Genomic DNA, 25,918 nt, shown 5'->3' with positions numbered 1-25,918 from the left:
CGTACTGCGTCGAGATTCGGTGCGACGCGCGCCGGCACCGCGGCCGGCGCGCGGCCTGGCTTACTTCGCGACGATGTCGCGCTTGAAATACTTCTGCGACAGCGCGCTCAGCGTGCCGTCCTTCTTCAGCGCGTCGAGCGCGCCGACGATCTTCGCCTGCAGCGCCTTGTCGCCCTTGCGCAACCCGAAGCCGGTGCCTTCGCCGAGCGTCGCGGGATCCTTCAGCGGCTCGCCGACGATCTGGTAGTCGCGGCCGGCCGGCTTGTCGAGGAAACCGTCCTGCGCGGTCTGCGCTTCCTGCACGGCCGCGTCGAGACGGCCGGCGACGAGATCGGCATAGATCTGGTCCTGGTCCTGATACGACACGACGTCCACGCCCGCATTGGCCCAGTGCGCCTTCAGGAAATCCTCCTGCGACGAGCCCTGCAGCACGCCGACGTGCTTGCCGCGCAGGCTCGCGGCATCGGGCCGCAGCGGCGAGCCGCGGTGCGCGACCATCACGATCGGCACCACGTAGATCGCCGGCGTGAAATCGATGCTCTGCTTGCGCTTCGCGGTGATGTTCATCGCCGAATTGATCGCGTCGAACTTGCGCGCCTGCAGCGCCGGGATCAGCCCGTCGAACGCATTCTCGACCCACACGCACTTCATGTTCAGCTTCGCGCAGACGGCATTGCCGACGTCGACGTCGAAACCCTGCAGCTGGCCGGCCGGCGTCTTGCTCTCGAACGGCGGATAGGCGGCTTCGATCCCGAAGCGCAGCGTGGTCTGTTCCGCGTGGGCGGTGACGGCCGCACACGCAAGCGCCGCGACGGCGCAGAGGGAAAGCTTCCAGTTCATGACGATGTCCTTCGATTCCGGATTGAGGCGATGAAGACCGTTCGCGCGACGCCGTCGCCGGGCGCCGGATCGGCATGCGATGCATGCCGGCCGCCGGGCGGCAACATGCCGGTCCGCATGTGAAATATAGACTATTAGTCTACTATAGACTATAGGGGATACGATAATCGCGGCCTCGCTGCTGCCCATCGAGATTCCGTCGATTACGCAAAATGCCTTTGATTCATCGACGTTTTTTCGACTGACAGCGGCTCGGGCCAGCTCCGAAAAGAAAAATTCACCCGACTTCTTTTGTCTATATTAGACTTTTAATCCATCACAAACACCGCCGGACGCCCGTTTTCGAGACTGTCCTGTCCGGCCCCGACCGGAGAAGTTCCATGACGCAACCCGCCCCGACCCTGCCACTGACCGTCGACGAAGCCGCGGTGCGCGCGGCGCTGCCGTCGCTCGACGTGCTCGGCACGCTGCGCCGCATGTTCGCGTCGCTCGCGTCGGCCCGCGCGGTGCAGCCGCCGCAAACCCTCACGCTGTTCCCCGAGCAGGCCGGCGATTTCATCACGTATCTCGGCGCACTCGCCGACGAGCAAGTGTTCGGCGCGAAGCTGTCGCCATACGTCGTGACGGGCGGCAAACCGATCGTCACGGCGTGGACCGCGCTGATGTCGATGCGCACCGGCCAGCCGCTGATGTGGTGCGACGCGGGGCTGCTGACGGTCGAGCGCACGGCCGGCACGACGGCGCTCGCGGTCGACTGCCTCGCGCCGCGCGATGCGCGCCGGCTCGCCGTGATCGGCGCGGGCGCGGTGGGCCTCGCGCATCTGCGCCATACGGCGGCATTGCGCGACTGGGCATCGATCAGCGTCCATTCGCCCGCGCTCGCCGGCGACCCGGCGCTGCAGGCGACGCTCGCGCGGATCGATTCGCGCGCCCGTGCGGCCGCCAGCGTCGAGGCGTGCGTGCGCGACGCGGACGTCGTGATGCTGTGCACGTCGTCGGGCACGCCGGTGCTCGCCGACGGCATGCTCACGCGCCCCGCGCTCGTCACCTCGATCAGCACCAACGTCGCGCGCGCGCACGAGATCCCGCCCGCATGGTTGCCCGACATGGACGTGTACTGCGACTACCGGCACACGACGCCCGCGAGCGCGGGCGAGATGCAGATCGCGGCGGCCGGGCACGGCTGGACGCCCGAGCGGATCGTCGGCGACCTGCCCGCGCTCGTCGCAGGCACCTGCGCGGCGCCGTCGCGCACGCGTCACGCGTTCTTCCGCTCGATCGGCCTCGGGCTCGAGGACATCGCGATCGCACACGCGCTGTACATGCATCTGACGCGCGCATGAGCAGCACGCGCGCGCGGGGCCGATACAATGGCGCAACCGCCGCGGCGGCAGCGCGGGGGCGCACGGGCGAGCCGGTCGACGGCACGCCGGCGCGCCGTGCCGACGCACCGCCCGGCCCCCGCTCACCCGAGATGGCGATTCCGATGCGCAAGAAGCAATCCCCCGTCAAAGACCTGCTGCTCACCCGCTACGCACCGATCGCCGACGGCATCGCGGCGCTGTTCTTCCCGTACGCGGAAGTCGTGATCCACGACCTGCACGACCAGACCGTGCTGTACCTCGCGAACAACCTGTCGAAGCGCGAGGTCGGCGACGATTCGGCGCTCGAGGAAATCGATCATTCGGCGCGCGAGCGCGTGATCGGCCCGTACGAGAAACTGAACTGGGACGGCCGGCGCATGCGTTGCGTGAGCAACGTGCTGTTCGACGACGAAGGCCGGCCGGCCGGGATGATGTGCATCAACTTCAACATCGCGGTGTTCGACGACGTCCGCGCGACGCTCGACGTGTTCATCAAGGGCGCGGGCATCGTCGCGCAACCGGACGAGCTGTTCCGCGACGACTGGCAGGAGCGCATCAACACGTTCCTGCACGGCTGGCTGCGCGAGCGGCAGGTCGGCCTGAACGGCCTCACGCGCGAGCACCGGCGCGAGCTCGTCGAGGCGCTTTATGCGGAAGGCGCGTTCCGCGGCAAGAGCGCCGCGAACTACGTCGCGAACGTGCTCGGGATGGGGCGCGCGACCGTCTACAAGCACCTGAAGCATCTGAAGGAAACGCAGGGCGACGTGTGAGCGACCTGTGCTGCGGGCGTGGTTGCTTGGTCGCTTGGTTGCTTGGTTGCTTGGTTGCTTGGTCGCTTGGTCGCTTGGTCGCTTGGTCGCTTGGTCGCTTGGTCGCCAAGCTTGCCGCCTTCACCGTTCACCATCACTGACATCAGCCCCGCTACCGGTTCGCGCGGTCCGTGACTATGCTTCGTGATACGTCAGGGGCCGGCCCGTTCCACGCGGGCCAGCCCACGGCGAAGCATCGAAGCATCAAAGCGTCGAAGCACAAAATGCTATAGTCCCGGTTACATTTATTTGCCGCCCCGGACCGCCCATGACGACCACCCCCGCCCCGACTGCCCGCCCGATCCTGACCGTCGAAATCTGGTCCGACCTGATCTGCCCGTGGTGCTGGATCGGCAAGCGCCGCTTCGACGAGGCGCTCGCAGCATTCGCGCACGCGGAGCACGTCGACGTCGCGTTGCGTGCGTACCGGCTGATGCCGGGCCAGCCGGTCGAACCGGTGGAGGCGATGCTCGCGGGCAAGTACCGGATGTCGCCCGCGCAGGTCGACCAGATGTTGCGCCAGGTGACCGACGCGGCAGCGAGCGTCGGGCTGAGCTACGACCTGCCCGGCACGTTCGTCGGCGACACGCTCGACGGCCATCGGCTCGTGAAGCTCGCGGAAGCCACCGGCCGCGCCCATGCGCTGACCGAGCGCCTGTACCGCGCCTATTTCTGCGAGCACGGCTCGCTGTTCGACCATGCGGCGCTGATCGACTTCGCGGTCGAAGCGGGGCTCGAGCGCTCGGCCGTCGAAGCCGTGCTGCGCAGCGATGCATACCGTGACGAAGTCGAGGCCGACATCGCGCGCGCCGCGCAGATCGGCGGACGCGGCGTGCCGCTGTTCGTGTTCGGCGGCCGCTACGCGGTATCGGGTGCGCAGCCGGCCGACGTGTTCGCGCAGGCGCTCGAGCAGGCATGGCGCGACGGCGCCATCGTCGAATTCGCCGGCGACGACGCCGCCGCTTGCGGCCCCGACGGCTGCGAACTCCCGCCGCGCGGATAACGTCCGGCGCCGCGCGACACGCGCTGCCGCTACGCGTCGCTCCTGCCACAAACCGGCAGGAAGCGCACGCGAACGACGTCTACAATTCAGCCTTTCAAATAACTATCAGAGAGAAGGCTGCCAGCCATGACCCACGGGATCCACGGCGAGAAGCGCTGGTACGCGCTGATCGTCCTCTGCCTCGGCGTGCTGATGATCGTGCTCGACAGCACGATCGTAAACGTTGCACTGCCGTCGATCAGCACCGACCTCCATTTCACCGAGACGGCCCTCGTGTGGGTCGTCAACGCCTACCTGCTGACGTTCGGCGGCTGCCTGCTGCTCGGCGGCCGGCTCGGCGACCTGTACGGCCAGCGGCGCATGTTCCTCGCGGGCCTCGTCGTGTTCACGCTCGCGTCGCTCGCCTGCGGCCTCGCGCAATCGCAGACGATGCTGATCGCCGCGCGCGCGGTGCAGGGCTTCGGCGGCGCGATCGTGTCGGCCGTGTCGCTGTCGCTGATCATGAACCTGTTCACCGAGCCGGGCGAACGGGCGCGCGCGATGGGCGTCTACGGTTTCGTCTGCGCGGGCGGCGGCAGCATCGGCGTGCTGCTCGGCGGGCTCTTGACGAGCACGCTGTCGTGGCACTGGATCTTCCTCGTCAACCTGCCGATCGGCATCGCCGTCTATGCGATGTGCGTCGCGCTGCTGCCGCGCCTGCGCGCGCCGGCCGGCGCCGCGCGGCTCGACGTCGCGGGCGCGATCACCGTGACCGCGTCGCTGATGCTCGCGGTCTACGGGATCGTCGGCGGCAACGAGGCCGGCTGGCTGTCTACGCAAACCGTCGTGCTGATCGGTGCGGCCGTCGTGCTGCTCGCGCTGTTCGTCGCGATCGAGGCGCGCGTCGCGCATCCGCTGATGCCGCTCACGCTGTTCGCCGCGCGCAACGTCGCGCTCGCGAACGTGATCGGCGTGCTGTGGGCGGCCGCGATGTTCGCGTGGTTCTTCCTGTCCGCGCTCTACATGCAGCGCGTGCTCGGCTACGGACCGCTGCAGGTCGGGCTCGCGTTCCTGCCGGCGAACCTGATCATGGCCGCGTTCTCGCTCGGGCTGTCGGCGCGGATCGTGATGCGTTTCGGCATCCGCGGCCCGATCGCCGCCGGCCTGCTGATCGCGGCGTGCGGCCTCGCGCTGTTCGCGCGCGCGCCGGCCGACGGCAACTTCGTCTGGCACGTTCTGCCGGGCATGACGCTGCTCGGCATCGGCGCGGGCGTCGCGTTCAATCCGGTGCTGCTCGCCGCGATGAGCGACGTCGATCCGGCCGATTCGGGGCTCGCGTCGGGCATCGTCAACACCGCGTTCATGATGGGCGGGGCGCTCGGCCTCGCCGTGCTCGCGAGCCTCGCGGCCGCGCGCACCGATGCGCTCGCGGCGGCACACGCCTCGCCGCTCGACGCGCTGAACGGCGGTTACCACGCCGCGTTCGCCGTCGGCGCCGCATTTGCGGCCGCGGCCGGGCTGCTCGGCCTCGCGCTGCGCATCCGCCGCCAGGAGGCCGTTGCGGGCGCCGGCCCCGCGATGCATTGACGGCCGTCCGGCCTGAATCGGGGAGAGTTCCGCCCCGCCGCACCCGATGGCCCGCCATCGGCGTCGCAACCCGGCAACGCCGGCACGCCACCCCGCCCGGCCCGGCCCGGCGCCCGTTCAAACGTTCGTTTGACCCGCCGGAAACAGCCCGTCCGGCGGGCCTTCCCGGCCGATTTTTAACGTAGTCGTACACCGAAGCGCCACTTTTGCGACAATGGCGGACTTTGATGCGCGCGCCGCGGCCGCGCGCCGCCGCCGAACGCCGCATAACCGCCTGCTTCCGATGTCGCTTCCCCATATCGATCTGCTGTACTCCCTGTCCGGCCTGTTCGTCGGCGTTCTCGTCGGCCTGACGGGCGTCGGCGGCGGTTCGCTGATGACGCCGATCCTCGTGCTGCTGTTCGGCGTCCACCCCGCGACGGCGGTCGGCACCGACCTGCTGTACGCGGCCGCGACCAAGGCCACCGGCACCCTCGTCCACGGACTGAAGGGGTCGATCGACTGGCGCATCACCGGCCGGCTCGCGGCCGGCAGCGTCCCCGCCGCGGCCGTCACGCTGTGGGTGCTGCACACGCACGGGATGAACTCGCCCGGCACCGCGCGAATGATCCAGCTGGTGCTCGGCATCGCGCTGCTGCTCACGTCGCTCGCACTGATCTTCCGCCCGCAGTTGACCGCGCTCGCCGCGCGCAACCCGCTCCCGCCGAATCCCGCGCGCACGTTCTGGTCGACCGTGCTGACGGGCGCCGTGCTCGGCGCGCTCGTGTCGATGACGTCGGTCGGCGCCGGCGCGATCGGCGTCACCGTGCTGTTGCTGCTGTACCCGCTGCTCGCGACCACGCGCATCGTCGGCTCCGACATCGCGCACGCGGTGCCGCTCACGCTCGTCGCCGGCATGGGCCACTGGCTGCTCGGCTCCGTCGACTGGTCGATGCTGCTGTCGCTGCTGCTCGGCTCGCTGCCCGGCATCGTGCTCGGCAGCCTGCTGTCGGCGCGCGCGCCCGAGCGGCTGCTGCGCAACCTGCTCGCCTCGACGCTCGTCGCGGTCGGCGTGCGGCTCGTGCTCGCGTAAGCGGCGCGGCTGCCGCCCGCCACGGCAGACATCGCCGACTTCCCGCCCCTGACGAAACAGATCGGCACGATTTGTCGGTGGAGAATTTCCCTCGATACAGGGACGTGCATCCCCTTTCGAGGATCAAGCCGCTGCGAATCTCACGCGGATCCGACAATGCCCCGTCGGTCGACGACTCACGGGCACCGTGGAAGATCACAGCATCGCGAGCCACATGCGCGATGTGATGCATGACCGGCCAGCACGCGACGCCGGCACCCCGCCGCAAAAAACAGCCCGACCGGCCTGCGCCGATCGGGCTGTCGTCCATCCGGGGCCTCGCGAACTCGGGCCGCCCGGCCCACGGCCGGGCAGCGCAAGTCGCTCGCGATCCTTACTGCCCCTGCTGCTTCAACTGTTGCTGCTTCATCTGTTGCGTACGCGCCTGCAGTTTCAGCACGCGCTGCAGCGCGGTACGGTTCGCGAGGATCCCGTCGTAGAAGTTGCCGAGGTCGCCCTTCAGCGCGGTCCGCGACGCGTCGTTCAGGTAGATCATGTGGCCCGACGGATAGTTCTTGACCGTCAGGTTCTGCGCCTTGAGCGTCGGATCGAGCGGCATCTGCGCGAGCGTCAGCTCGGTCTGGTGGAACGGCGTGACCGCATCGAAATAGCCGTTCGCCGACAGCACCTTCAGGTCCGGGTTCACGCTCATCGTCGCCGCCAGGTCGCCGGCCGTGTACAGCGTATTGCCGCCGCCCCGGTTCGCGCCGGTCGGGTCGGTGTGGCTGAAGTCCCAGTTGTTGAAGACCTGGTCGTTCAGGTCCACGAACGACGACGTCGACGTGTACTTGAGGTCGGTGTTGATGTAGCTGTTCCACAGCACCGTGTACGCGCCGCCGACGTTCGTGATCGACGGATCGTTGCTGCCCGAGTTCGGCAGGATGTACGGCGCGATGCCCTTGCCCGTGAAGTTCGCGCGACCGTCGTACTCGCCGATCTGCGTGCCCGGCACGAGCGTCAGGAAGAACGTGTACGGCGGGTTGTCGTCCGACGACGGCACGTTGCCGAGCGCGGCCGGGTTGCCGAACGTCTGGATCAGCGACGTCGGATCCGTGCCGATGTACGAACCCATCTGCTGCGCGGTCTGCAGGTTCAGGTTCAGCCGCACGTTCACGAAGCCGCCGTCCTGCGGGTTCGGCTTCTGCGCGAGCGGCGCGAGCGTGTTGTCCGCGTAGTTGCGGGCCTGCACCATGTATGCGTCGAGATCGGTCGGCGTCGGGTTGAGCGTCGTCTTCTTCCAGTAGAACGCGTCGGCCGCGAGCGTCGGGAAGGTACCCGGCGCGGACAGCGCATTCGCATAGTCGAGGATCGACGACTGCAGCGTGATCCCGTTCAGGTCGATGCCGTCCTCATGCAGCACCCATGACACGACCGCGCTGCGCGCGGTGCCGTACGACTCGCCGTACAGGAACTTCGGCGAGTTCCAGCGCGAGTACTTGGTCAGGTAGCGCTGGATGAAGCGGTCGATCGAGCGCGCGTCCTGGTCGGTGCCCCAGAAATCCTTGTTCTTCGCCGGGGCGATCGCCGCCGAGTAGCCGGTGCCGACCGGGTTGATGAACACGAGGTCGGTACGGTCGAGCAGGCTGTCCGGGTTGTCGAGCAGCTTGTACGGGGCCGGCGGCGTGAAGTTCGGGAACGACGACTGCAGGCGCTTCGGCCCGTACGAGCCGAGCAGCAGGTAGACCGACGACGAGCCGGGGCCGCCGTTGTAGAAGAACGTGACCGGGCGCGGCTTCGACGAGTCCGGGTTGTCCTGCGTGTACGCGACGTAGAACATCTTCGCGTTCGGCGCCGACGTGATCGGGTCGATCGTGGTCAGGTGGCCGGTGGTGGCCGTGTACTGGACGGTCTTGCCGCCGATCGTGACCTGGCGGTGCACGACCGCGGCCCCTTCGGTCGAATCCGTGACCGCGTCGTTCGGCCCGGTGCCGTACACGTCGTTGTCGACGTACGGCTGGTCGGCCGGGACGGCGGCCGTTGCATTGGTGCTGGCCGACGTGCTGCCGTTCGACGTCGTCGCGGCTGCCGCGGTGGCGGCGGTCGGGCCCGACCCGTCGTCGCCGCCGCATCCCGTGACGAGCAGCGCCGCGGCCGCGGCTGCGGCGAGCGGCACGCTCAGCGTCGTTCCAAATAGCGCGAAACCGTCTTTCAAGGACTTCAGTGTCGTCATTATTGCCTCTCGAACAGAACGATAAATACCGCCGGTCGCAAAGGATCATTTGCGCCGGCGCTCCGCACCGGGAGCGCATTCGTTTTGCGATGCACCCCGAGTTTTTTACCGCATCGGCAAATACCGACCGGCATGATTTACCCCACCCATATTCCGCGATCGCACAATGGAATCAATTCCATTGCAAACGACGATTCAATAATGTGCGGCACTGCGAATTCGCCCTCGCCATCCGCACGCGCGAGAACCCACAAGCAAAAGCACCCACCACAAAGGCCGCCAGACAAGGCGCCTTCGCTTCGAACAGACGAACGATTCCCTCGGCGAAATGCCGGTCAATCGCGAAAGGGCGACCAACCGCAACTCGAGCCGATTTAATAAAATCGAAAGGATCGATTAACTATACGGAAAGGAATATTGTCTTTACGTGAATTTATTAAATTAAGTTAAAATATCGGCGCATAATAGATTCCGGATTTTCCGCCGTAAAGCGATAATTTGTTACAGCGCATGCCATTCGGACCAAGGGCAATGCGGGACCGATTCCAGACGCTGAAAATAAAAAAGCCGGACGAGCGTCCGGCTTCCGTATCGCGGTGGGGCGGGTGCCGTCAGAGCGGCACATCGATCGCGCCCGCGCCGGCCGTGATCGCGTTCGCGCCGGGGGACGCCGAGATCGGCGGCAGGTTCGCGCTCGTCAGCGCCGGCGCGGCGCCCGGCGTGCCGCCGCGCGGCAGCGTGCGGACCACCTGTGACGGCGGCAGCGCGGCGCCGTTCTTCAGATGCCGCCACATCAGGTTCAGCGCCTGCAGGTTGTAGTAGTGGACCGGCACGAAGCGCGTGTCGAAGCCCGCGACGGGCAGGAACGCATCGAAGTGCTGCCCGTTCGTCACCTCGTAGAACACGAGCTGGCTGCGGCCGCCTTCACTGATGCCGTTCTGCGCGACGTACGCGCGCGACGCGTGATTCACGGGCACGAGCGCGTCGCTGCGGCCCTGCACGATGATCGCCGGCTTGCCCTGCAGGTTCGCGTTCACGCGCACCGCATCGACGTTCGCCGGCATGTCGAGCATCCCGTTGGTCCACAGCTGGCGCAGGCACAGCGCGCCCGCGAAACTCGCGTCGGGCGTCGCGAGCCGGTGGTCGACACCCGCGCCGGTGTGGAACACGAGATTGACGCCTGCCGTCGGCGGCACGCCGTTGCCGAGGCCGAACACGGCCGGCATCGGCGAGGCGGCGGGCGGCGCCACCGCGCCCGTCGCCGCATTGGTGGTCGCGAAGCTGAAATTGCACAGGTTGTCGGTCACGCGCGAGCGCGTGTACGCGTTCGCATAGGTGACCGCGATCGCCGGAATCGCCTGCGAATCCCACATCGGCGCCTGCAGCAGGTCGGAATCCGCGAGATAGCCGGCCGCGTGCAGTTGCGCGAGCGCGTCGGCGGCCTGGCTCTGCGTATCGGCCCCCGACACGAACCCGGCCGCGGCGAGCGTCGCGCAGCGCTGCGTGCGGATCGACTGCGTGGTGGCGGCCGGCAGCGCGCTCAGGTACGGCGCGCCCGCGAGCGACGACGACGCGGCCGCACACGGCTCCAGCAGGTTCGCGAGCGTCGCGTAGTCGGCCAGCGGCCGGCCGAACGACGGCACCGGCTGGCCGCCCTCGCGCACGACCGCGTTCGGCGCCATCCGCACGTTGACTTGCGGCTCGCCGACCACGACCGCGGTAATCCAGCGGCGCGTGTCCTGCTCGGCCGCCGCGAGCGCCGCGCCGCCGCCGTTGCTGACGGACGCGGCGATCGTCGTGATGTCGCCCGGGCGGTAGCGCACGCCGTGATGCGAGCCGTCGACGAGCGGCCCGAACTGTTCGTTGAGCGCCCAGTACGCGAATTCGACCGCCTGCAGCGTCGCGTGCCCCCAGTCCTGCTCGGGATTCTGTTGCGAATGCGCGTGCTTGAACGCGTAGCGGTTCGGGAATCGGCTGTTGAACGCGGCCAGGTCGCTGCTCGTCACATTGGCGGTAAAGAGACTCGCATTGCCGGCGAGCACCGCGTCGGCGAGCGTGCCGTCGATCAGCGTGATCGTGTCGGTGCCGAGCTCGTGCGCGCCGTTGCCGCCGCCCTTGTCGTTGTACGCGACTGCACAGCCGCGCTTGAGGCCCCACTCGCCGGCCGCCGAGATCGCGCCGTACACGCCGCGCGAACCGGACGACGTCGCGGTGACGATGCACGGCTGTGCGGGATCGAAGCTCGCGGGCACCTGCACGAGCAGCGTCACGTTCTTGCGGCCGCTGCCGTCGTCGGAATACGCGAGATATTCGGTGCCGGGAATCTTGCCTTCGCCGAGCGTGTCGTTGCCGTCGAGGTCGACGTTCGGTCCCCAGAAGCGGCCGTAGCCGCCATTGGCGCTCATGTCGACGAGTGCGCGGTAGTTCGACCAGATCGCAAGCCGGCGCAGCTCGGCGCTCGTCGGCCGCGACGGATTCGCGAACGCCGGCGCGGTGGCGGTGGCGAGGCCCGTCTTGCCGAGACCGGCCGTCAGCAGGTCGTCGCTCGTACCGTCGTAGGCGGTGGTGCGCACGCTGCCGGACACGAAGCCGGGCAGCCGGTTGCGTTCGGACGACTCGTCGCCGTTGCAGGCGCCGAGCATCGTGATCGCGACCAGCGCCGCGCCCCAAAGAATCCGACTGCCCCACCCGTGCGTTGTCATTGCCGCCCTCTCGATATCGTTATCGGTGCGCCGCTGCGTCGTGCCCGGCTCGCGGCCTGTCGGGAAAACGCCGGGCCGCCCCAGGTTTTCCGCCCCGAAGGAAGTTTCCTTGGGGACGCCCGCTCGGGGGCCTGGCGCGAAGCGGCGGGCCCGGGGGGCATTCAAAAGTGCAAACGGGCCCCGGCACGCCGGGGCCCGCATGAAAGCGGGCGCGCGGCGCTGGCGCGCCGCCGCCCGGCATCATTGCTGCTGAACCGTCAGCTTGTTCGTGACCGACGTCACGCCCTTCACGCCCTTCGCCGCCTCTTCCGCCTTGTCGATCTGTGCCTGGTCGGGCACCGTGCCCTCCAGCGAGATCGCGCCGCCCTTCGAGCGCACGACGATGTTCGCCACGTCGATGCCGCCTGCCTTCGTAATGGCCTTGCGCACCGCATAGCCGAGCTGGCGGTTGGCCTTCTTCGCGGTCTTGGCCGCCGCCTTCGGCGAGCTCGCTGCCGCGGCCGGCGCTTCGGTCGCCGCCGCATCGCTCGACTGCGCGTACACGCTGCCCGTCAGACAGGCCGCCACGGCCGCAACACCCAACGCTCTCAACACGATCGACTTCATGCTATCTCCTTGTAACTCCGGAACGGCCGTGCACAGTACGGCCGGATACCCCCAAAGGCAGCCGGCCCGCGCGCGAACGGGCGGGACGGCCGATGATTTCCACGGCGATGCGAGAGAGGCGACACGGGCCGGCGGCCGGCGCGCGCGAATGCGGGCCGGCCGGGCCGGACAGCCGCCGGCCGGGCGCGCCCGGTCTCATAACGTGCCGGGTCGTGCGCGAATCGGGCGCGGCTGCGTCGCACAATGTAATCCAGCGCCAGCCGAAGCGCAAAGCTTTTGACGCGTGACCGCCCGCCATCCGCCCGCGCGCGCCCGTGTCCGCCGCCGCGCGACGGCGCCGGACTCGCGCACGCCGGGCGAAACCGGGTACCATCGCCGCCAGAACGCGCATCGCATGTCTTGTCCGCGACGGCCGTCATCGATGCGTCACGCCCGTGTCATCCGCCGACTCCATGAAGCCAGCCCGCCCCCGCCCGCCCCGCCGCATCCTCGCCCGCTTCGTCGCGGTGTCGTGGCGCGACCTCGCGCTGTCGATCGGCCCCACCGTGCTGCTCGCGGTCGCGGCGGTCTGGTTCGCGGTCAAGCTGATCCAGCCGGCGCCGCCGTCCACGCTCGTGATTTCGTCCGGCCCGCCCGGTAGCACCTACTGGAACGCCGCGCAGAAATACAAGGCGATCCTCGCGAAGAACGGCGTCACGCTCGACGTCCAGTCGTCCGAAGGATCCGCGCAGAACCTCGCGCGGCTGTCGAATCCGGACGCGCCGGTCGACGTCGGATTCGTGCAGAGCGGCATCGGCCCGAAGGAGCGCGACGAACACCTGGTCTCGCTCGGCAGCATCGGCTACGTGCCGCTCGCGATCATGTACCGCGGGCCGGTGGTCGCGCGCCTGTCCGACTTCAAGGGCAAGCGGCTCGCGCTCGGCGCGGAAGGCAGCGGCGCGCGCGAATTGAGCCTCGCGCTGCTGAAGATGAACGGCATCGTGCCGGGCGGCTCGACCGAGCTGCTGCCGACCGCCGGCGAGGACGCCGCGGCCGCGCTGCTCGACGGCAAGATCGACGCCGCGTTCCTGTCCGGCGACTCGACGCAGATCCCGGTGATGGCGAAGCTGTTCCGCGCGCCCGGCGTGCACGTGTACTCGTTCACGCAAGCCGAGGCCTACGCGCGGCGCTTTCCGTACCTGACCGCGATCACGCTGCCGATGGGCGTCTACGATCTCGGCCTCAACCTGCCGCCCGCCGACATCCACACGGTCGCGCCGACGATCGAGCTGGTCGCGCGCGATACGCTGCACCCCGCGCTGTCCGACCTGCTGATCGAGGCCGCGCGCGAAGTGCACGGCCACGCGACGATCCTGCAGCACGCGGGCGAATTCCCGTCGGCCGTCACGCGCGGCTTCCCGCTGTCCGACGACGCGGGGCGCTATTACAAGTCGGGCAAGTCGTTCCTGTACCGGCGGCTGCCGTTCTGGGTCGCGAGTCTCGTCGACCGGCTGCTCGTCGTCGTGGTGCCGCTGATCGTCGTGCTGATCCCCGGGTTGCGGCTGGTGCCGTCGCTGTACGGCTGGCGCGTGCGTTCGCGCATCTACCGCTGGTACGGCGCGCTGATCGCGCTCGAGCGCCGCGCGCTCGGCGAGCATACGGCCGAAGAGCGCGTCCAGCTGCTCGACGAACTCGACGATATCGAGGAAGCCGTGAACCGGATGAAGATGCCGCTTGCGTACGCGGGGCAGTTCTACGTGCTGCGCGAGCACATCGGCTTCGTGCGCGAGCGGCTCACCGCGCACGATCACGACGTCGCATCGGGCACGCCGGGCACACCCGGCGCCGGCGGCCGTGCAGCGGCGCGCGGCGGCGCGGCGGCGCCGGCCGGCGAGCCCCCCCGGGCGACTCCCGGTTCCGCATGAGCGGCCGATCCGCGATCATTGCTGCATCCGCGCGGTTGCATCCGCGCGCCGCAACGTAACATGAAGGCCGCCGCCAGGCGCGCACGCCCCACCCTCTGGAGATCGCCATGACAACCGGCCTCGACACTGCCCAGCCTGCCTGGTTCTTCGACTTCGTGTCGCCGTTCTCCTACCTGCTGCTCGAACAGCACGACAAGTGGCCCGACGTGCCGTTCGACCCCGTCGCCGTGTCGCTGCCCGACCTGCAGCGCCACTGGGGGCAGCGCCCGAGCGCCGACGTGCCGGCCAAGCGCGTGTTCACGTACCGCCACGCGCTGTTTCGCGCCGAACAGCTCGGCATCCGCTTCAAGATGCCGCCCGCGCATCCGTTCGACTCCGACAAGGTGCTGCGCCTCGCGATCGCGCTGCGCGCCGACATCGCGACCGTACTCGAAATGTTCCGCTTCATCTGGCACGACGGCAACGATCCGTCGACGCCGGACGGGTTCGCGGCGCTGTGCGAGCGCGTCGGCGTCGGGCATGGCGACGAGCTGATCGAATTCGAGGAGACGAGCGCGCAGTTGCGCCGCAACACCGACGACGCGATCGCGCTCGGCGTGTTCGGCGTACCGACCTTCTGGATGAACCAGCAGCTGTTCTGGGGCGAGGACGCGCTGCCGATGGTGCTGTACTGCGCGCGCACGCCGAACTGGCTCGAGTCGCGCGAGGTCAAGCGGATCAGCGTGCTGCCGAAGGGGCGCACGTGATGGCCGGTATCACGCACGGCAACGTGCGGCTGCGGTAAGGTTACGCTTCTCCCGAACACCGCTCGCCGATGGAAGACGACGATCGTACCGCCTCGCTCGATATCTGGCTCGTGCGCGTATTGCGCACGCTGCTGCTCGAGCGCAGCGTCACGCAGGCCGCGCTGCGCCTGAACCAGACCCAGCCCGCGATCAGCACCGCGCTGCGCAAGCTGCGCGAGACGCTGAACGACCCGATTCTCGTGCGCGGCAAATCCGGGATGGTGCCGACCGAGTACGGCGCATCGCTGCTCGGTGCCGCGTCGCGCGCGCTGCGCGAGGTCGACTTCATCGCGACGCCGCACGGCGACTTCGATCCATCGTCCGCGCGGCGCACGTTCCGCGTGGCCGCACCCGACTACCTGAACGATTTCTTCATGCCGACGCTGATCGAGCGCTTTCGCGACGCGGCGCCGCATGCGCATCTGGAAATCGACTCATTGAATCCCGCGCTCGATCACGCGGAGGCGCTCGAATCGGGCGCGCTCGATCTCGTGATCGGCAACTGGCCGAAGCCCGACCCGCGGTTCGCGCGCCAGGACCTGTTCTCCGACACGATCGTGTGCCTGATGCGCGACGCGCATCCGCTCGCCCGCGAACCGCTCACGCGCGAAGCGTACGCGTCGGCCGCGCACGTCGCGCCGACGCCGTACACCGGCGACAAGCGCAACGCGATCGAGATCGGCCTCGCCCGCGCCCGCCTCACGCGACGGATCGTGACGACGCTGCCGTACTTCGGCATCGTGCCGCAGGTGCTGCTGCAGTCGGACCTGATCTTCACGACGACGCGCCGCTTCGCGACGCACTACGCGCAGCTGCTGCCGCTCGTCGTCGTCGCGCCGCCCGTGCCGTTCCCGCGCATCAAGAGCTACCTGCTCACGCACCCGCACCCCGATCGCCCGACCGACATCGCGTGGCTGTGTGCGCTGATGCAGAGCGTATCCGACGAGCTGACGGCCGCACGCGGCCGCAAGCGCTGAAGCGGCGCTGAACCCGCGCGGAATCGCCCGCGCACGATCACGCGGCGCGGCCGCTCAGGCCGTGCAGAAGGTTTCCTGCAGATGGGTCCAGCGCACGACGCCTGCCGCGTCGCGCGCGAACACGGCGGTCGCGCGACGCGCGGGCAGTTCGCCCGACGCCGCCTGCTGCGCTTCAAGATAGGTGAGCACCGCATGCGACGCGTCTGCCGCGAGCACGCGGATGTCCGACAGTGTGATGCGCAGCCCCGGCTTCGCGCCGCCGAGCTTCGCGAACAGCGCGCGCGTGTCATCGCGGTCGAACGCGCGACCGTCGGTCATGATCATCGTGAATTCGGCGGAGAAAGGCGCGAGCAGCGCATCGAGCGCCGCGGGGGAAGTATCGGCGCCGGACAGCCAGCGCTCGATGACGACGAGGCTCGCATCGAGCGCATCGAGATAGACCTGATGATCGGACATGGTGCCTGCACGAAAGAACGCGCGGCCCGCTGCCGCGCAATCCGTGCAGTGTAGGCAAAAACGCGCGGACGTGGGTCGGGCGTGCCGCCCCTGATCGTTACCGTGCGCAGCGCGCGTCGTCGCGCAAGCGCCCCGCCGCGGCCGCCTTCGCATCGGCCACCGGCATGCCCGAGCGGGCCTGCAGCAGTTCCGCGCAGACGGCCACCGCGATCGCACCGGGCGCCTTGTCGACGATGCCCGCGACGCCGATCGGACACACCATCTCGGCGAGCCGCGCCGGATCGACGCCGCGCGCGGCGAGCCGGCGCTCGAACTTCACGCGCTTGGTACGCGAACCGATCATCCCGAAGTACGCGAAGTCGCGCCGCCGCATGATCTGCACGGCGAGCGAGAAGTCGAGCGCGTGGTTGTGCGTCATCACGAGGAAGTACGTGCCGGGCGGCGCCGCGTCGACGACGGCCTCGGGTATGTCGGTCGGCTCCGGCTGCACGTTCGGCGGACATTCGTCCGGGAACAGCTCGTCGCGCGTATCGACCCACTGCACGACACACGGCAATGCGCCGAGCAGCGTGACGAGCGCATGGCCGACGTGCCCCGCGCCGAACAGCACGATGTGCATCGGCGCGGACGTACCGGTCGCGCGGTTGCGCTGGCCGGTACCCTGCGCGAATGCCGGGGTCGTCGCGGTGCGAAGCGAACGTGCAGGCCCGTTCATCTCAACCTGCCTGACCGGCGCGCGCAGCACGCACCGCAGTGATCGCGCGCAGGATCGACTCGCCGGTGGCCGGCGCGTCGAGCGGCGGGTTCACCCGGTAGTCGCCGACCGCGGCAATCGCGTCGCGCACCGCGAAGAACACCGAGAACGGTAGCAGCAGCGGCGGTTCGCCGACGGCCTTCGAACGATGGATGCTGTCCTCCACGTTGCGGTTCTGGAACAGCCGCACGTTGAATTCGGGCGGCGTGTCGTTGACCGTCGGGATCTTGTACGTGGACGGCGCATGCGTCATCAGCTTGCCGCCCTTGTTCCACCACAGCTCCTCGGTCGTGAGCCAGCCCATTCCCTGGATGAACGCGCCTTCGACCTGGCCGATGTCGAGCGCGGGGTTCAGCGATGCGCCCACGTCGTGCAGCGCGTCGACGCGCAGCGTGCGCATCTCGCCCGTCAGCGTGTCGATCACGACCTCCGACACGGCCGCGCCGTACGAGTAGTAATAGAACGGCCGGCCCTGCAGCTTCGACTGATCCCAGTACAGCTTCGGCGTCGCGTAGAAGCCGTCGGACCACAGCTGCACGCGCGCGAGATACGCCTTCGCGATCACCTCGCCGAACGGCACGCTCGCGCCGCCGATCCACACGAAGTCGTTGCCGAACTTCACGTCGGCCGCATCGACCTTGCCGTCGCCGAACTGCTTCGCCGCGAACGCCGCGAGGCGCTCGCGCAGCTGGCGCGCCGCATCCTGCGCGGCCTTGCCGTTCAGGTCGGAGCCCGTCGACGCGGCCGTCGCGGACGTGTTCGCGACCTTGCTCGTGTCGGTCGCCGTCACGCGGATCCGGCCGAAGCGGATGCCGAGCTCGTGCGCGACGACCTGCGCGACCTTCGTGTTGAGCCCCTGCCCCATCTCCGTGCCGCCGTGGTTCACGAGCACCGAGCCGTCGGTGTAGATGTGCACCAGCGCGCCGGCCTGGTTGAAGTGCGTGACGTTGAACGCGATGCCGAACTTCACCGGCGTGAGCGCGATGCCCTTCTTCAGCACCGTGTTGCGTGCGTTGAATTCGCGCACGCCCGCGCGCCGCGCGCGGTAGTCGCTCGTCGCCTCGAGTTCGCCGAGCAGTTCGTGCAGCACGTTGTCCTCGACCGTCTGCCCGTAAGGCGTCACGTTGCGCTCGGTCTTGCCGTACAGGTTCGCGTAGCGCACGTCGAGCGGATCGCGGCCGAGCGCACGCGCGACGTCGTCGAGGATGTATTCGATCGCGAACGCGCCCTGCGGGCCGCCGAAGCCGCGGAACGCGGTGTTCGACTGCGTGTTGGTCTTGCCGCAGTAGCCGGCGATGTCGACGTCGCCGAGCCAGTACGCGTTGTCGAAGTGGCACACCGCGCGCGTCATCACCGGGCCCGACAGGTCCGCCGAGAAGCCGCAGCGCGACGTCATGTCGAGCGCGACGCCGTCGAGGCGGCCGTCGTCGTCGTAGCCGACGTCGAAGCGGTAATGGAAGTCGTGCCGCTTGCCGGTGATCATCATGTCGTCGTCGCGGTCCGGACGCAGCTTCACCGGGCACAGCAGCTTCCACGCGGCGAGCGCCGCGCAGCATGCGAACAGGCCCGACTGCGATTCCTTGCCGCCGAACCCGCCGCCCATCCGGCGGCATTCGACCAGCACGTTGTGCGACGCGACGCCGAGCACGTGCGCGACGAGGTGCTGCATCTCGCTCGGGTGCTGCGTCGAGCAGTACACGTGCATCCCGTCGTCGTCCTTCGGCACCGCGTACGCGATCTGCCCTTCCAGGTAGAACTGCTCCTGGCCGCCGAGCAGCATCTCGCCCGACTCGCGATGCGGCGCGGCCGCGAGCCGCGCGGCCGCGTCGCCGCGCGCGAGTTTCAGCGGCGGGATCACATAGGTTTCGGCCTGCCGCGCTTCCTGCGCGGTCAGGATCGCGGGCAGCTCCTCGTAGTCGACCTGCGCGCGGCGCGCGGCGAGCCGCGCGGTTTCGTGCGACGTCGCGACGACGATGAACATCGGCTGGCCGACGAACTGCACGATGCCTTTGGCGAGTACCGGATCGTCGTGGATGATCGGGCCGCAATCGTTGACGCCGGGGATGTCGTCGGCCGTGAACACGGCGACCACGCCGGGCGTCGCGCGCACCGCGTCGAAGTTCATCGACACGATCTTCGCGTGCGGCTTCGCGGACAACCCGAGCGCCGCATGCAGCGTGCCCGCGACGAGCGGGATGTCGTCGGTGTAGGTCGCGCGCCCGCTCACGTGCAGGTGCGCGGATTCGTGCGCGCGCGAGACATGCACCTGCGCGGCGTCGGCCTGCGGGTCGAGGGTGTTCAGGAACGGTTCTGCTTGCTGGTTCATGTTCGGTGTTCTCCCTCGTCAGACGCGCGCCGCGTCGTCGGCAACTTCGGCGGCCACTTCACGCACGTTCAGCGCCTGCGGCGGCAGCGGGTCGTGCGGGCGCGTCTCCAGCCAGAATCGGTACATCAGGTTCTTCGCGGTATCCAGGCGATACGCGCTCGTCGCACGCATGTCGGTGAGCGGCTGGTAGTCGCGCTCGAGCGCCTGCATCGCGGCCTGCGCGGTGGCTTCGTGCCACTGCGCGCCGTCGAGCAGGCTCTCCGTATGCGTCGCGCGCTTCGGTGTCGCGGCCATCCCGCCGAACGCGATGCGCGGCTCGCGGATCAGCTCGCCGTCCGCGATGAACGCGAACGCCGCGCACACCGCCGAAATGTCGGAGTCGAACCGCTTCGACAGCTTGTAGGTGCGGAACTGCAGCTTCGCGCGCGCGCCGGTGCGGGTCGGCACCTTCAGGCCGACGACGAATTCGTGCGGCGCCATGTCCTTTTGCTGATAGCCCGTGTAGAGCGCCTCGAGCGGCAGCTCGCGCACCGTGTCGCCGCCGCGCAGCACGACCCGCGCGCCGAGCGCGATCAGGCCCGGCATGGAATCGCCGATCGGCGAGCCGTTCGCGACGTTGCCGCCGATCGTCCCCGCGTGGCGGATCGGCAGCGACGCGAAGCGCTTCCACATTTCGGTCAGTTCCGGATACGTGCCGGCGAGTGCCGCATAGCCGTCCTCGACCGTCACGCCCGCGCCGATCTCGATCCAGTCGTCGCCGTGCGCGACGGTCCGCAGTTCGGCGATCTGGCCGACGTAGATCAGGTCGTCGAGGCGACGCATCTGCTTGGTGACCCACAGGCCGATGTCGGTGCTGCCGGCGAGCAGCCGTGCATCCGGGCGCTCGACCTTCAGCGCGGCCAGCGCGTCGAGCGTGCGCGGCGCGGCGAAGCGCGCGCCGTCGAGCGTCGTGTAGTCGAACGTGTCGTCACGCTTGAGCGACGCGAGCGTGCGGGCCAGCGCGGCCGTATCGACCGGTGCCGTCGGCGCCGGCGCACCGAACATCTGCACGGCCGCATCGACGATCGGGCGATAGCCGGTGCAGCGGCACAGGTTGCCGGTGAGCGCATCGGCGATCTCGGTGCGCGTCGGCACGTCCTTCGCCTTCGCGCACGTGCCGGCGCAGCCTTCGTGGCCGTGCTTCTCGTACAGCGCCCACATCGACATCACGAAACCGGGCGTGCAGAACCCGCATTGCGAGCCGTGGCAATCGACCATCGCCTGCTGCACCGGATGCAGCGAACCGTCCGGCTGGCGCAGGTCTTCCACCGTCAACAGCGCCTTGCCGTCGAGCGTGGGCAGGAACTGGATGCAGGCATTGACGGCCTTGAACGCGACCGTACCCGTGTCGGTCAGTTCGCCGACGACGACCGTGCACGCGCCGCAGTCGCCTTCCGCGCAGCCTTCCTTGGTGCCGGTGCAATGCGCATCCTCGCGCAGGTACTGCAGCACGGTGCGGGTGACGTCCGCGCCGCTGACTTCGCGGACCGCGTGACGATGGTAGAAGCGGATCGGCTCACTCATGTCTCTATCGTTCTTCCAGTGGGGGCAAGGCGGCCTGCGCGGGGCGCTCGACCGACGTTTCTCTGACAGTTTGCACGCTATCACCGTCAAATTCCGCAACCCATAGCCCATCACGCATGGGGCCCATATAACTGCCGCGATATGCGCGCCGCGGCCGCCCGGCAGGCGTCGGGCGCCTTGCCCGGCCTGGGTTCCGGCCTGCCCGCAGCGCCCCGTCAGCCATTCTTCGATGATGAAAATGGGTCGCGATTAACTAAATGGTACCTGCGTGAAAACCGGTTCCATGGGAAAATCCCGATTCCGTTTTTCGCCGCTTTCCGCTCCGTTTCGTCCATTCGATCCGACCCCATGTCAACCGATTCCGCCACACCGCCGCGCAGCGGGTTTGCCGTCACGCTGCAAATCGTGTCCGTCGTCTGTTTCACGTTCATCTGCTATCTGACCATCGGCCTGCCGCTCGCGGTGCTGCCGGGCTTCGTCCATGACGACCTCGGTTTTTCCGCGATCGTCGCGGGCGGCGCGATCAGCGTCCAGTATTTCGCGACGCTCGCGTCGCGCCCGCTCGCCGGGCGCTTCGCCGATACGCTCGGGCCGAAGCAGACGGTGCTGCGCGGGCTGATCGGCTGCGGCGTGTCGGGCGTGCTGCTGCTCGTCGCGCTGCTGCTGGCCCACTGGCCGGTCGCGAGCCTCGTGCTGCTGGTCGCGAGCCGGCTCGTGCTCGGCGTCGGCGAGAGCCTGTGCGGCACCGGTGCGATCCTGTGGGGCATCGGGCGGGTCGGCGTCGCGCACAACGCGAAGGTGATCTCGTGGAACGGCATCGCGACCTACGGGGCGCTCGCGCTCGGCGCGCCGGTCGGCGTCGCGATCGCGCACACGCTGAATCCGGCGCTGATCGGCGTGATCGTGATCGCGCTCGCCGCGATCGGCTTCTATCTCGCGCGCCTGATCGCTTCCGTGCCGCTCGTGCACGGCGAACGGATGTCGTATGCGAGCGTGTTCACGCGCGTACTGCCGCACGGCCTCGGCCTCGCGCTCGGCTCGGCCGGCTTCGGCTCGATCGCGACCTTCGTCACGCTGTACTACGCAGCGCGCCATTGGCCGAACGCCGCGCTGTCGCTGACCGTGTTCGGCACGCTGTTCATCGGCGCGCGGCTGCTGTTCGCGAACACGATCAAGACCCACGGCGGCTTCCGCGTCGCGATCGTGTCGTTCGCGTTCGAATGCTCGGGCCTCGTGCTGCTGTGGCTCGCGCCCGTGCCGCACGTCGCGCTCGTCGGCGCCGCGCTGACCGGCTTCGGCTTCGCGCTGATCTTCCCGGCGCTCGGCGTCGAGGCCGTGGCGCTCGTCCCGCCGGCGAGCCGCGGCGCGGCGCTGTCCGCGTATTCGGTGTTTCTCGACCTGTCGCTCGGCATCACGGGCCCGCTCGCCGGCTATGTGGCGGGCGCGTTCGGCTATCCGCAGGTGTTCCTGTTCGCGGCGGTGGCCGCGGCGGCCGGCGTCGCGCTGTCGATGGTGCTGTACCAGCGGCAGGCGCGGCTCGCCGGGAGCGGCGCGGCGGCTTGAGTCGTGCTGCCGCGCGCGCAACGCCGTTCAACGCAGCAACACGTTGAAGTCGCGCAGCACGCGGACGGCTTGAGGATGACGCCGGAACGGAACGGCGTCCCGGAGCGAGAGCTTGGGTTCGGCACGATCGAAGAGCACGAGGGCTTCCGACGTGTTCAGATGGCGGGACATGTACAGGAACCCGTCGACCCGCCGCTGATGCCGGTGGACGGCCAGCGACCACTGCTGCGGAACGTCGTACGGCACGATCGTCGACAACGCACCGTCGCCGCCAAGGTTCTTCAGCGGCAAGCCATGCAGGACGGCCACGGCCAACGGCGCACCGTCGAATGAAAGCACGTAGCGATCGAGCTCGGTCGTGACGAGCGGGAAACCGCCCAGCACCAGATCGGCGACTTCGTCGTGCAGCACCGTCTCCGCGAATGCGCAATGCAGATCGAAACCGAAATAGCTGGTGCCGAACCGCCGCCGCGGCCGCGGATCGACGAAGCGGTTGCCGCCGGACTTGCCGAAGTACGGCTCGCCGGTTGCGAATCGCGAGATCCGGACCAGCGCCGCAGGCGCCACCTCGCGGATCGTGAGCGTCGCGCTCGCGAAATGCTTCCCCGGCACCGTCAACACCAGCGCCTCCTAGCGTCCCGCAAACGCTGCGGCCGCACGCTCGACCTCGTCAAGCTTCCCGCGCGACAGCGCGACCAGCGGCGTGACGTTGCCGAGTGACGCCTTGGGTGTCGTGAAGAACTGCCATTTGCTCCATCCCGGCAAGGCTCCGAGACGCTGAGTCACCTTCCCGAGCGTCTTGCGATCGATGTCGCCCGCCAGATAGAACGCCGGGTAGTACTGCGCGGCGCCGACGTCGACCGTAAAGATTCGCCCCGACGCCACCGCCTTGCTGAGCGCCTGCCGCGTCATGCCGAGCCCTGTCCAGATCTGCGCGGCCGGCAACAGCGTGCCGTCGGCAACCAGCGCGTGTCGTTCGGCCTGCGCATGCCGCTCCAGATCGGCGACGGCGACACCGGCGCGCGTAGCCGCTTCCCCCTTCTTTCGTCGGGACGGCTTCCTGTCGCGCGTCGCTGCGGCCGCGATACCGAACGTGATCGTGCCGGCCAGATCGATGACCTGCGCGATGCCTACCTTGAACAGGTGCCCAAGTTGCTCGTCCGACAGCCTGAGCAGCGCACGGGCGCGATCCGGCCCGAGCATGGTTGCCGCGCCGACGGCGCTGCGCAGCGCCTCCTCGGTCTCGATATCGAGAATCGCGGCGGAACCTTCGAGCGCGTGAGCGTGCGTGACCATCATCACCTCCTGATGCAACCGGAGGATCAAGCCTAGTCCCGATTTGAAATCAAGTCAACCAAGTCAACTTTTCCGCGCAATGTCCGGAGAGTGCCTAATGCCCCGGTCAAGCCGTGCGCAGGAACAACCGGCGCGTCAGGTCGAACGCAACGAGATTGCCGGCCAGCACGAGCAGCAGCCCGATCACCGCGAGCGGCGACCACTGGTAGCCCTCGAAGACCGTCGACACGGCCAGCGCGACGATCGGGAACAGCACCGTGCAGTACGCCGCGCGCTCCGGCCCGATCCGCCCGACGAGCGTCAGGTACGCGGTGAACCCGATCACCGAGCCCGGCACGGCCAGATAGACGAGCGCGCCGAGATAACGCGGGCTCGGGTCGATCATGAACGGCAGCCCGGCCACCGCACTGCCGACCGTCAGGATCGCCGCGCCGATCAGCATCGCCCAGCCGTTGGTCGCGAGCGGATGCAGCCCCATCGATTGCATCCGGCTCGACAGCAGGTTGCCGGCCGAGAAGCACATCGTGCCCGCGAACGCGATCGCGAGGCCCGTCCAGGTCGCGTGATCGTCGAGGTGGCCGGCCATCTGCTGCCAGAACAGGCAGGCGATGCCGGTCAGCCCGAGCAGCGCGCCGGCAATCGCGGACGGCCGCAGCGGGCGGCCCATGAACAGCCGGCCGTTGATCGAATTCAAGAGCGGCGCGGTCGAGAAGATCACCGCGACGAGGCCGCTCGGCACGACCTGCTCCGAGTAGTAGAAGCACAGGAAATTCAGGCAGAACAACGCGAAGCCCTGCGCGACGAGGTAGCGCCACGCCTCGCGCGGCGGACGCACCGGCCGGCGCATCACGCGCAGCAGCGCGAACAGCACGGCGGCCGCGAGCCAGAAGCGCCACGCGATCGACACGGGCGGCGGCACGGCGCCGAGCTGCCATTTGATCGCGATCCAGGTGGTGCCCCAGATCAGCACGGTGACGAAATAAAGCGACAGGTTCATGGCGGCAACGAAGCGAAACGAGTGAAACGGACTCAGACTGTGCCGCCGCCCCGCCCGCGCGGATTGTCCGGAATTGCGGTCTTTTTCGGGCGGCCGCACGGCGCGCCGCGCGCGCGCTTATACTCGTCGCACCATGAGTCCGCCCCTGTACGCCCCGCCCGCCGATCACGCCGCCGCCCTTGCCGGCGGTGCGATGCCGTTCGGCCTGCAGTCGGTGTGCCGCACGCTCGCCGAGGCGAACGCGACGCTCGAGCGCTTCACGTGGCTCGGCGATCATCTCGCGATCGCCGAATGGACGCGCATCACCGACGAAAGCGAGACGATCTACGAACAGCCGGGCCACCACACGCTGTCGTGCTATCTCGACGGCGGCTACCGGACGGAGCGCGAACGCGTGCCGCGCTACGGCGCGCCGAGCCTGCTGTGCACGCTGCCGGGGGACCATGAATCGCGCTGGTGGGTGCGCGGCGAGATGCACTTCATCCACCTGTACTTCCTGCCCGAGCACTTCACGCAGCGCGCGATCCGCGAACTCGATCGCGAGCCGCGCGAGCTGAAGCTCGCCGACCGCACCTATTTCGAGGATGCGCGCGTCGCGGCGCAGTTCCGTTCGCTCGCGCTGGAGCGCTGGGACGATGCCGACGGGCGGCTGCGCGTGAACGAAGCCGCGCACGACGTATTGAGCCTGCTGCTGCGCGGCCAGAGCACGACGCGCACCGACGTGCCGTTCCGCGGCGGACTCGCGCCGGCCGTGCGCCGCCGCGTGCGCGACTACATCGACAGCTACCTGTCGCAGCCGCTGACGCTCGGCGAACTGGCGGAGGTCGCCGCGCTGTCCGAATATCACTTCTCGCGGATGTTCCGGCTGTCGTTCGGCCGCGCGCCGCACGCGTGGGTGGCCGAGCAGCGGCTCGCGCGGGCGCGCCTGCTGCTGCGCACGACGGCGCTGCCGCTCGCGCAGGTCGCGGCCGAATGCGGCTACGCGAACGCCGGCCACTTCAGCCATCGCTTTCGCGACGCGCACGGCACGACGCCGAACGCGTACCGGCGCGCGATGCAGGGCGGCTGAGCCCCGCGCGCACCTTCAACGGCCGGCTGCGCCCCGCGCACCCAGCACCGCCATCGC

Annotated in this window: 21 protein-coding genes; 10 read left to right on the top strand and 11 right to left on the bottom strand. The window is 68.9% G+C overall.

What is annotated here, in order from left to right; translation table 11 throughout:
- Positions 1 to 60: 60 nt before the first annotated feature.
- Positions 61 to 840: an ABC transporter substrate-binding protein gene (locus DIE12_RS28325; protein WP_124522832.1), complete on the bottom strand. Its 780-nt coding sequence runs from the start codon at positions 838 to 840 to the stop codon at positions 61 to 63.
- A 380-nt stretch (positions 841 to 1,220) separates the two neighbouring features.
- On the opposite strand from DIE12_RS28325, the gene DIE12_RS28320 reads away from it, so the two are divergent.
- The 5 genes from DIE12_RS28320 (at position 1,221) to DIE12_RS28300 (ending at position 6,654) form a co-directional block, all read left to right on the top strand.
- Entirely contained in the window at positions 1,221 to 2,183 is a 963-nt protein-coding gene (locus DIE12_RS28320; RefSeq protein WP_124551409.1) for an ornithine cyclodeaminase family protein, read from the top strand.
- Positions 2,180 to 2,974, top strand: coding sequence for a transcriptional regulator (locus DIE12_RS28315; protein ID WP_124551408.1), 795 nt, complete (start codon positions 2,180 to 2,182; stop codon positions 2,972 to 2,974). Before DIE12_RS28320 ends, DIE12_RS28315 begins: the two co-directional genes overlap by 4 nt.
- A gap of 307 nt (positions 2,975 to 3,281) precedes the next feature.
- Positions 3,282 to 4,016 carry a DsbA family oxidoreductase gene (locus DIE12_RS28310; protein ID WP_124488730.1) on the top strand — a complete coding sequence of 245 codons (735 nt, stop codon included), beginning with the start codon at positions 3,282 to 3,284 and terminating at the stop codon, positions 4,014 to 4,016.
- 126 nt (positions 4,017 to 4,142) lie between these two features.
- On the top strand, positions 4,143 to 5,582 hold the full coding sequence (locus DIE12_RS28305; protein WP_124551407.1) for a DHA2 family efflux MFS transporter permease subunit: 1,440 nt from the start codon (positions 4,143 to 4,145) through the stop codon (positions 5,580 to 5,582).
- A 283-nt stretch (positions 5,583 to 5,865) separates the two neighbouring features.
- Positions 5,866 to 6,654: a sulfite exporter TauE/SafE family protein gene (locus DIE12_RS28300; RefSeq protein WP_124551406.1), complete on the top strand. Its 789-nt coding sequence runs from the start codon at positions 5,866 to 5,868 to the stop codon at positions 6,652 to 6,654.
- Positions 6,655 to 7,027: 373 nt separating this feature from the next.
- On the opposite strand, the gene DIE12_RS28295 is transcribed toward DIE12_RS28300, so the two are convergent.
- The 3 genes from DIE12_RS28295 to DIE12_RS28280 all read right to left on the bottom strand — a co-directional run bounded on the left by DIE12_RS28295 (position 7,028) and on the right by DIE12_RS28280 (position 12,171).
- Entirely contained in the window at positions 7,028 to 8,863 is a 1,836-nt protein-coding gene (locus tag DIE12_RS28295) for a S10 family peptidase (protein WP_124551405.1), read from the bottom strand.
- A gap of 611 nt (positions 8,864 to 9,474) precedes the next feature.
- Entirely contained in the window at positions 9,475 to 11,565 is a 2,091-nt protein-coding gene (locus DIE12_RS28285) for a D-(-)-3-hydroxybutyrate oligomer hydrolase (protein WP_124551404.1), read from the bottom strand.
- A gap of 240 nt (positions 11,566 to 11,805) precedes the next feature.
- Positions 11,806 to 12,171 (bottom strand): BON domain-containing protein, encoded by a 366-nt coding sequence (locus DIE12_RS28280; protein ID WP_044844127.1) that lies wholly within the window; start codon positions 12,169 to 12,171, stop codon positions 11,806 to 11,808.
- A gap of 452 nt (positions 12,172 to 12,623) precedes the next feature.
- Between DIE12_RS28280 and DIE12_RS28275 the strand changes: the two genes are divergently transcribed.
- From DIE12_RS28275 to DIE12_RS28265, 3 genes are all read left to right on the top strand, one after another.
- The gene (locus DIE12_RS28275; RefSeq protein ID WP_124488726.1) at positions 12,624 to 14,075 is read left to right on the top strand and encodes a TAXI family TRAP transporter solute-binding subunit; all 1,452 of its coding nucleotides are present in this window, start codon (positions 12,624 to 12,626) and stop codon (positions 14,073 to 14,075) included.
- Between the two features lie 107 nt (positions 14,076 to 14,182).
- Positions 14,183 to 14,821, top strand: coding sequence for a 2-hydroxychromene-2-carboxylate isomerase (locus DIE12_RS28270; protein ID WP_044844125.1), 639 nt, complete (start codon positions 14,183 to 14,185; stop codon positions 14,819 to 14,821).
- A gap of 68 nt (positions 14,822 to 14,889) precedes the next feature.
- Positions 14,890 to 15,837 (top strand): LysR family transcriptional regulator, encoded by a 948-nt coding sequence (locus DIE12_RS28265; RefSeq protein ID WP_044844124.1) that lies wholly within the window; start codon positions 14,890 to 14,892, stop codon positions 15,835 to 15,837.
- 54 nt (positions 15,838 to 15,891) lie between these two features.
- On the opposite strand, the gene DIE12_RS28260 is transcribed toward DIE12_RS28265, so the two are convergent.
- The 4 genes from DIE12_RS28260 to xdhA all read right to left on the bottom strand — a co-directional run bounded on the left by DIE12_RS28260 (position 15,892) and on the right by xdhA (position 20,936).
- The gene (locus tag DIE12_RS28260) at positions 15,892 to 16,293 is read right to left on the bottom strand and encodes a polyketide cyclase (RefSeq protein WP_044844123.1); all 402 of its coding nucleotides are present in this window, start codon (positions 16,291 to 16,293) and stop codon (positions 15,892 to 15,894) included.
- A 97-nt stretch (positions 16,294 to 16,390) separates the two neighbouring features.
- Positions 16,391 to 17,008 (bottom strand): xanthine dehydrogenase accessory protein XdhC, encoded by a 618-nt coding sequence (gene xdhC / locus DIE12_RS28255; protein WP_124551403.1) that lies wholly within the window; start codon positions 17,006 to 17,008, stop codon positions 16,391 to 16,393.
- Position 17,009: 1 nt separating this feature from the next.
- The gene (xdhB, locus tag DIE12_RS28250) at positions 17,010 to 19,373 is read right to left on the bottom strand and encodes a xanthine dehydrogenase molybdopterin binding subunit (RefSeq protein WP_124551402.1); all 2,364 of its coding nucleotides are present in this window, start codon (positions 19,371 to 19,373) and stop codon (positions 17,010 to 17,012) included.
- Between the two features lie 18 nt (positions 19,374 to 19,391).
- Positions 19,392 to 20,936, bottom strand: a complete 1,545-nt coding sequence (gene xdhA / locus DIE12_RS28245) for a xanthine dehydrogenase small subunit (protein ID WP_124551401.1) — start codon at positions 20,934 to 20,936, stop codon at positions 19,392 to 19,394.
- Positions 20,937 to 21,284: 348 nt separating this feature from the next.
- Here xdhA and DIE12_RS28240 point away from each other — a divergent pair, with 348 nt between their 5' ends.
- Complete coding sequence (locus DIE12_RS28240; protein ID WP_124551400.1) at positions 21,285 to 22,499, top strand: MFS transporter; 1,215 nt, start codon at positions 21,285 to 21,287, stop codon at positions 22,497 to 22,499.
- Between the two features lie 27 nt (positions 22,500 to 22,526).
- Here the strand turns inward: DIE12_RS28240 and DIE12_RS28235 are convergent, their stop codons facing one another.
- The 3 genes from DIE12_RS28235 to DIE12_RS28225 form a co-directional block, all read right to left on the bottom strand.
- Positions 22,527 to 23,120, bottom strand: coding sequence for an RES family NAD+ phosphorylase (locus DIE12_RS28235; RefSeq protein ID WP_124551399.1), 594 nt, complete (start codon positions 23,118 to 23,120; stop codon positions 22,527 to 22,529).
- Positions 23,121 to 23,129: 9 nt separating this feature from the next.
- Positions 23,130 to 23,795, bottom strand: coding sequence for a hypothetical protein (locus DIE12_RS28230; protein WP_044844145.1), 666 nt, complete (start codon positions 23,793 to 23,795; stop codon positions 23,130 to 23,132).
- Positions 23,796 to 23,901: 106 nt separating this feature from the next.
- The gene (locus tag DIE12_RS28225; RefSeq protein ID WP_044844117.1) at positions 23,902 to 24,792 is read right to left on the bottom strand and encodes a DMT family transporter; all 891 of its coding nucleotides are present in this window, start codon (positions 24,790 to 24,792) and stop codon (positions 23,902 to 23,904) included.
- A 133-nt stretch (positions 24,793 to 24,925) separates the two neighbouring features.
- Here DIE12_RS28225 and DIE12_RS28220 point away from each other — a divergent pair, with 133 nt between their 5' ends.
- Positions 24,926 to 25,861 (top strand): AraC family transcriptional regulator, encoded by a 936-nt coding sequence (locus DIE12_RS28220; RefSeq protein WP_044844116.1) that lies wholly within the window; start codon positions 24,926 to 24,928, stop codon positions 25,859 to 25,861.
- The last annotated feature ends 57 nt before the right edge of the window (positions 25,862 to 25,918 follow it).

Origin of the sequence: Burkholderia sp. Bp9015 (assembly GCF_003853505.1) — a bacterium.
Lineage (GTDB): Bacteria > Pseudomonadota > Gammaproteobacteria > Burkholderiales > Burkholderiaceae > Burkholderia.
Note: the sequence above shows the minus strand (reverse complement) of the source record. Positions and strands in the feature narration are given on the sequence as shown.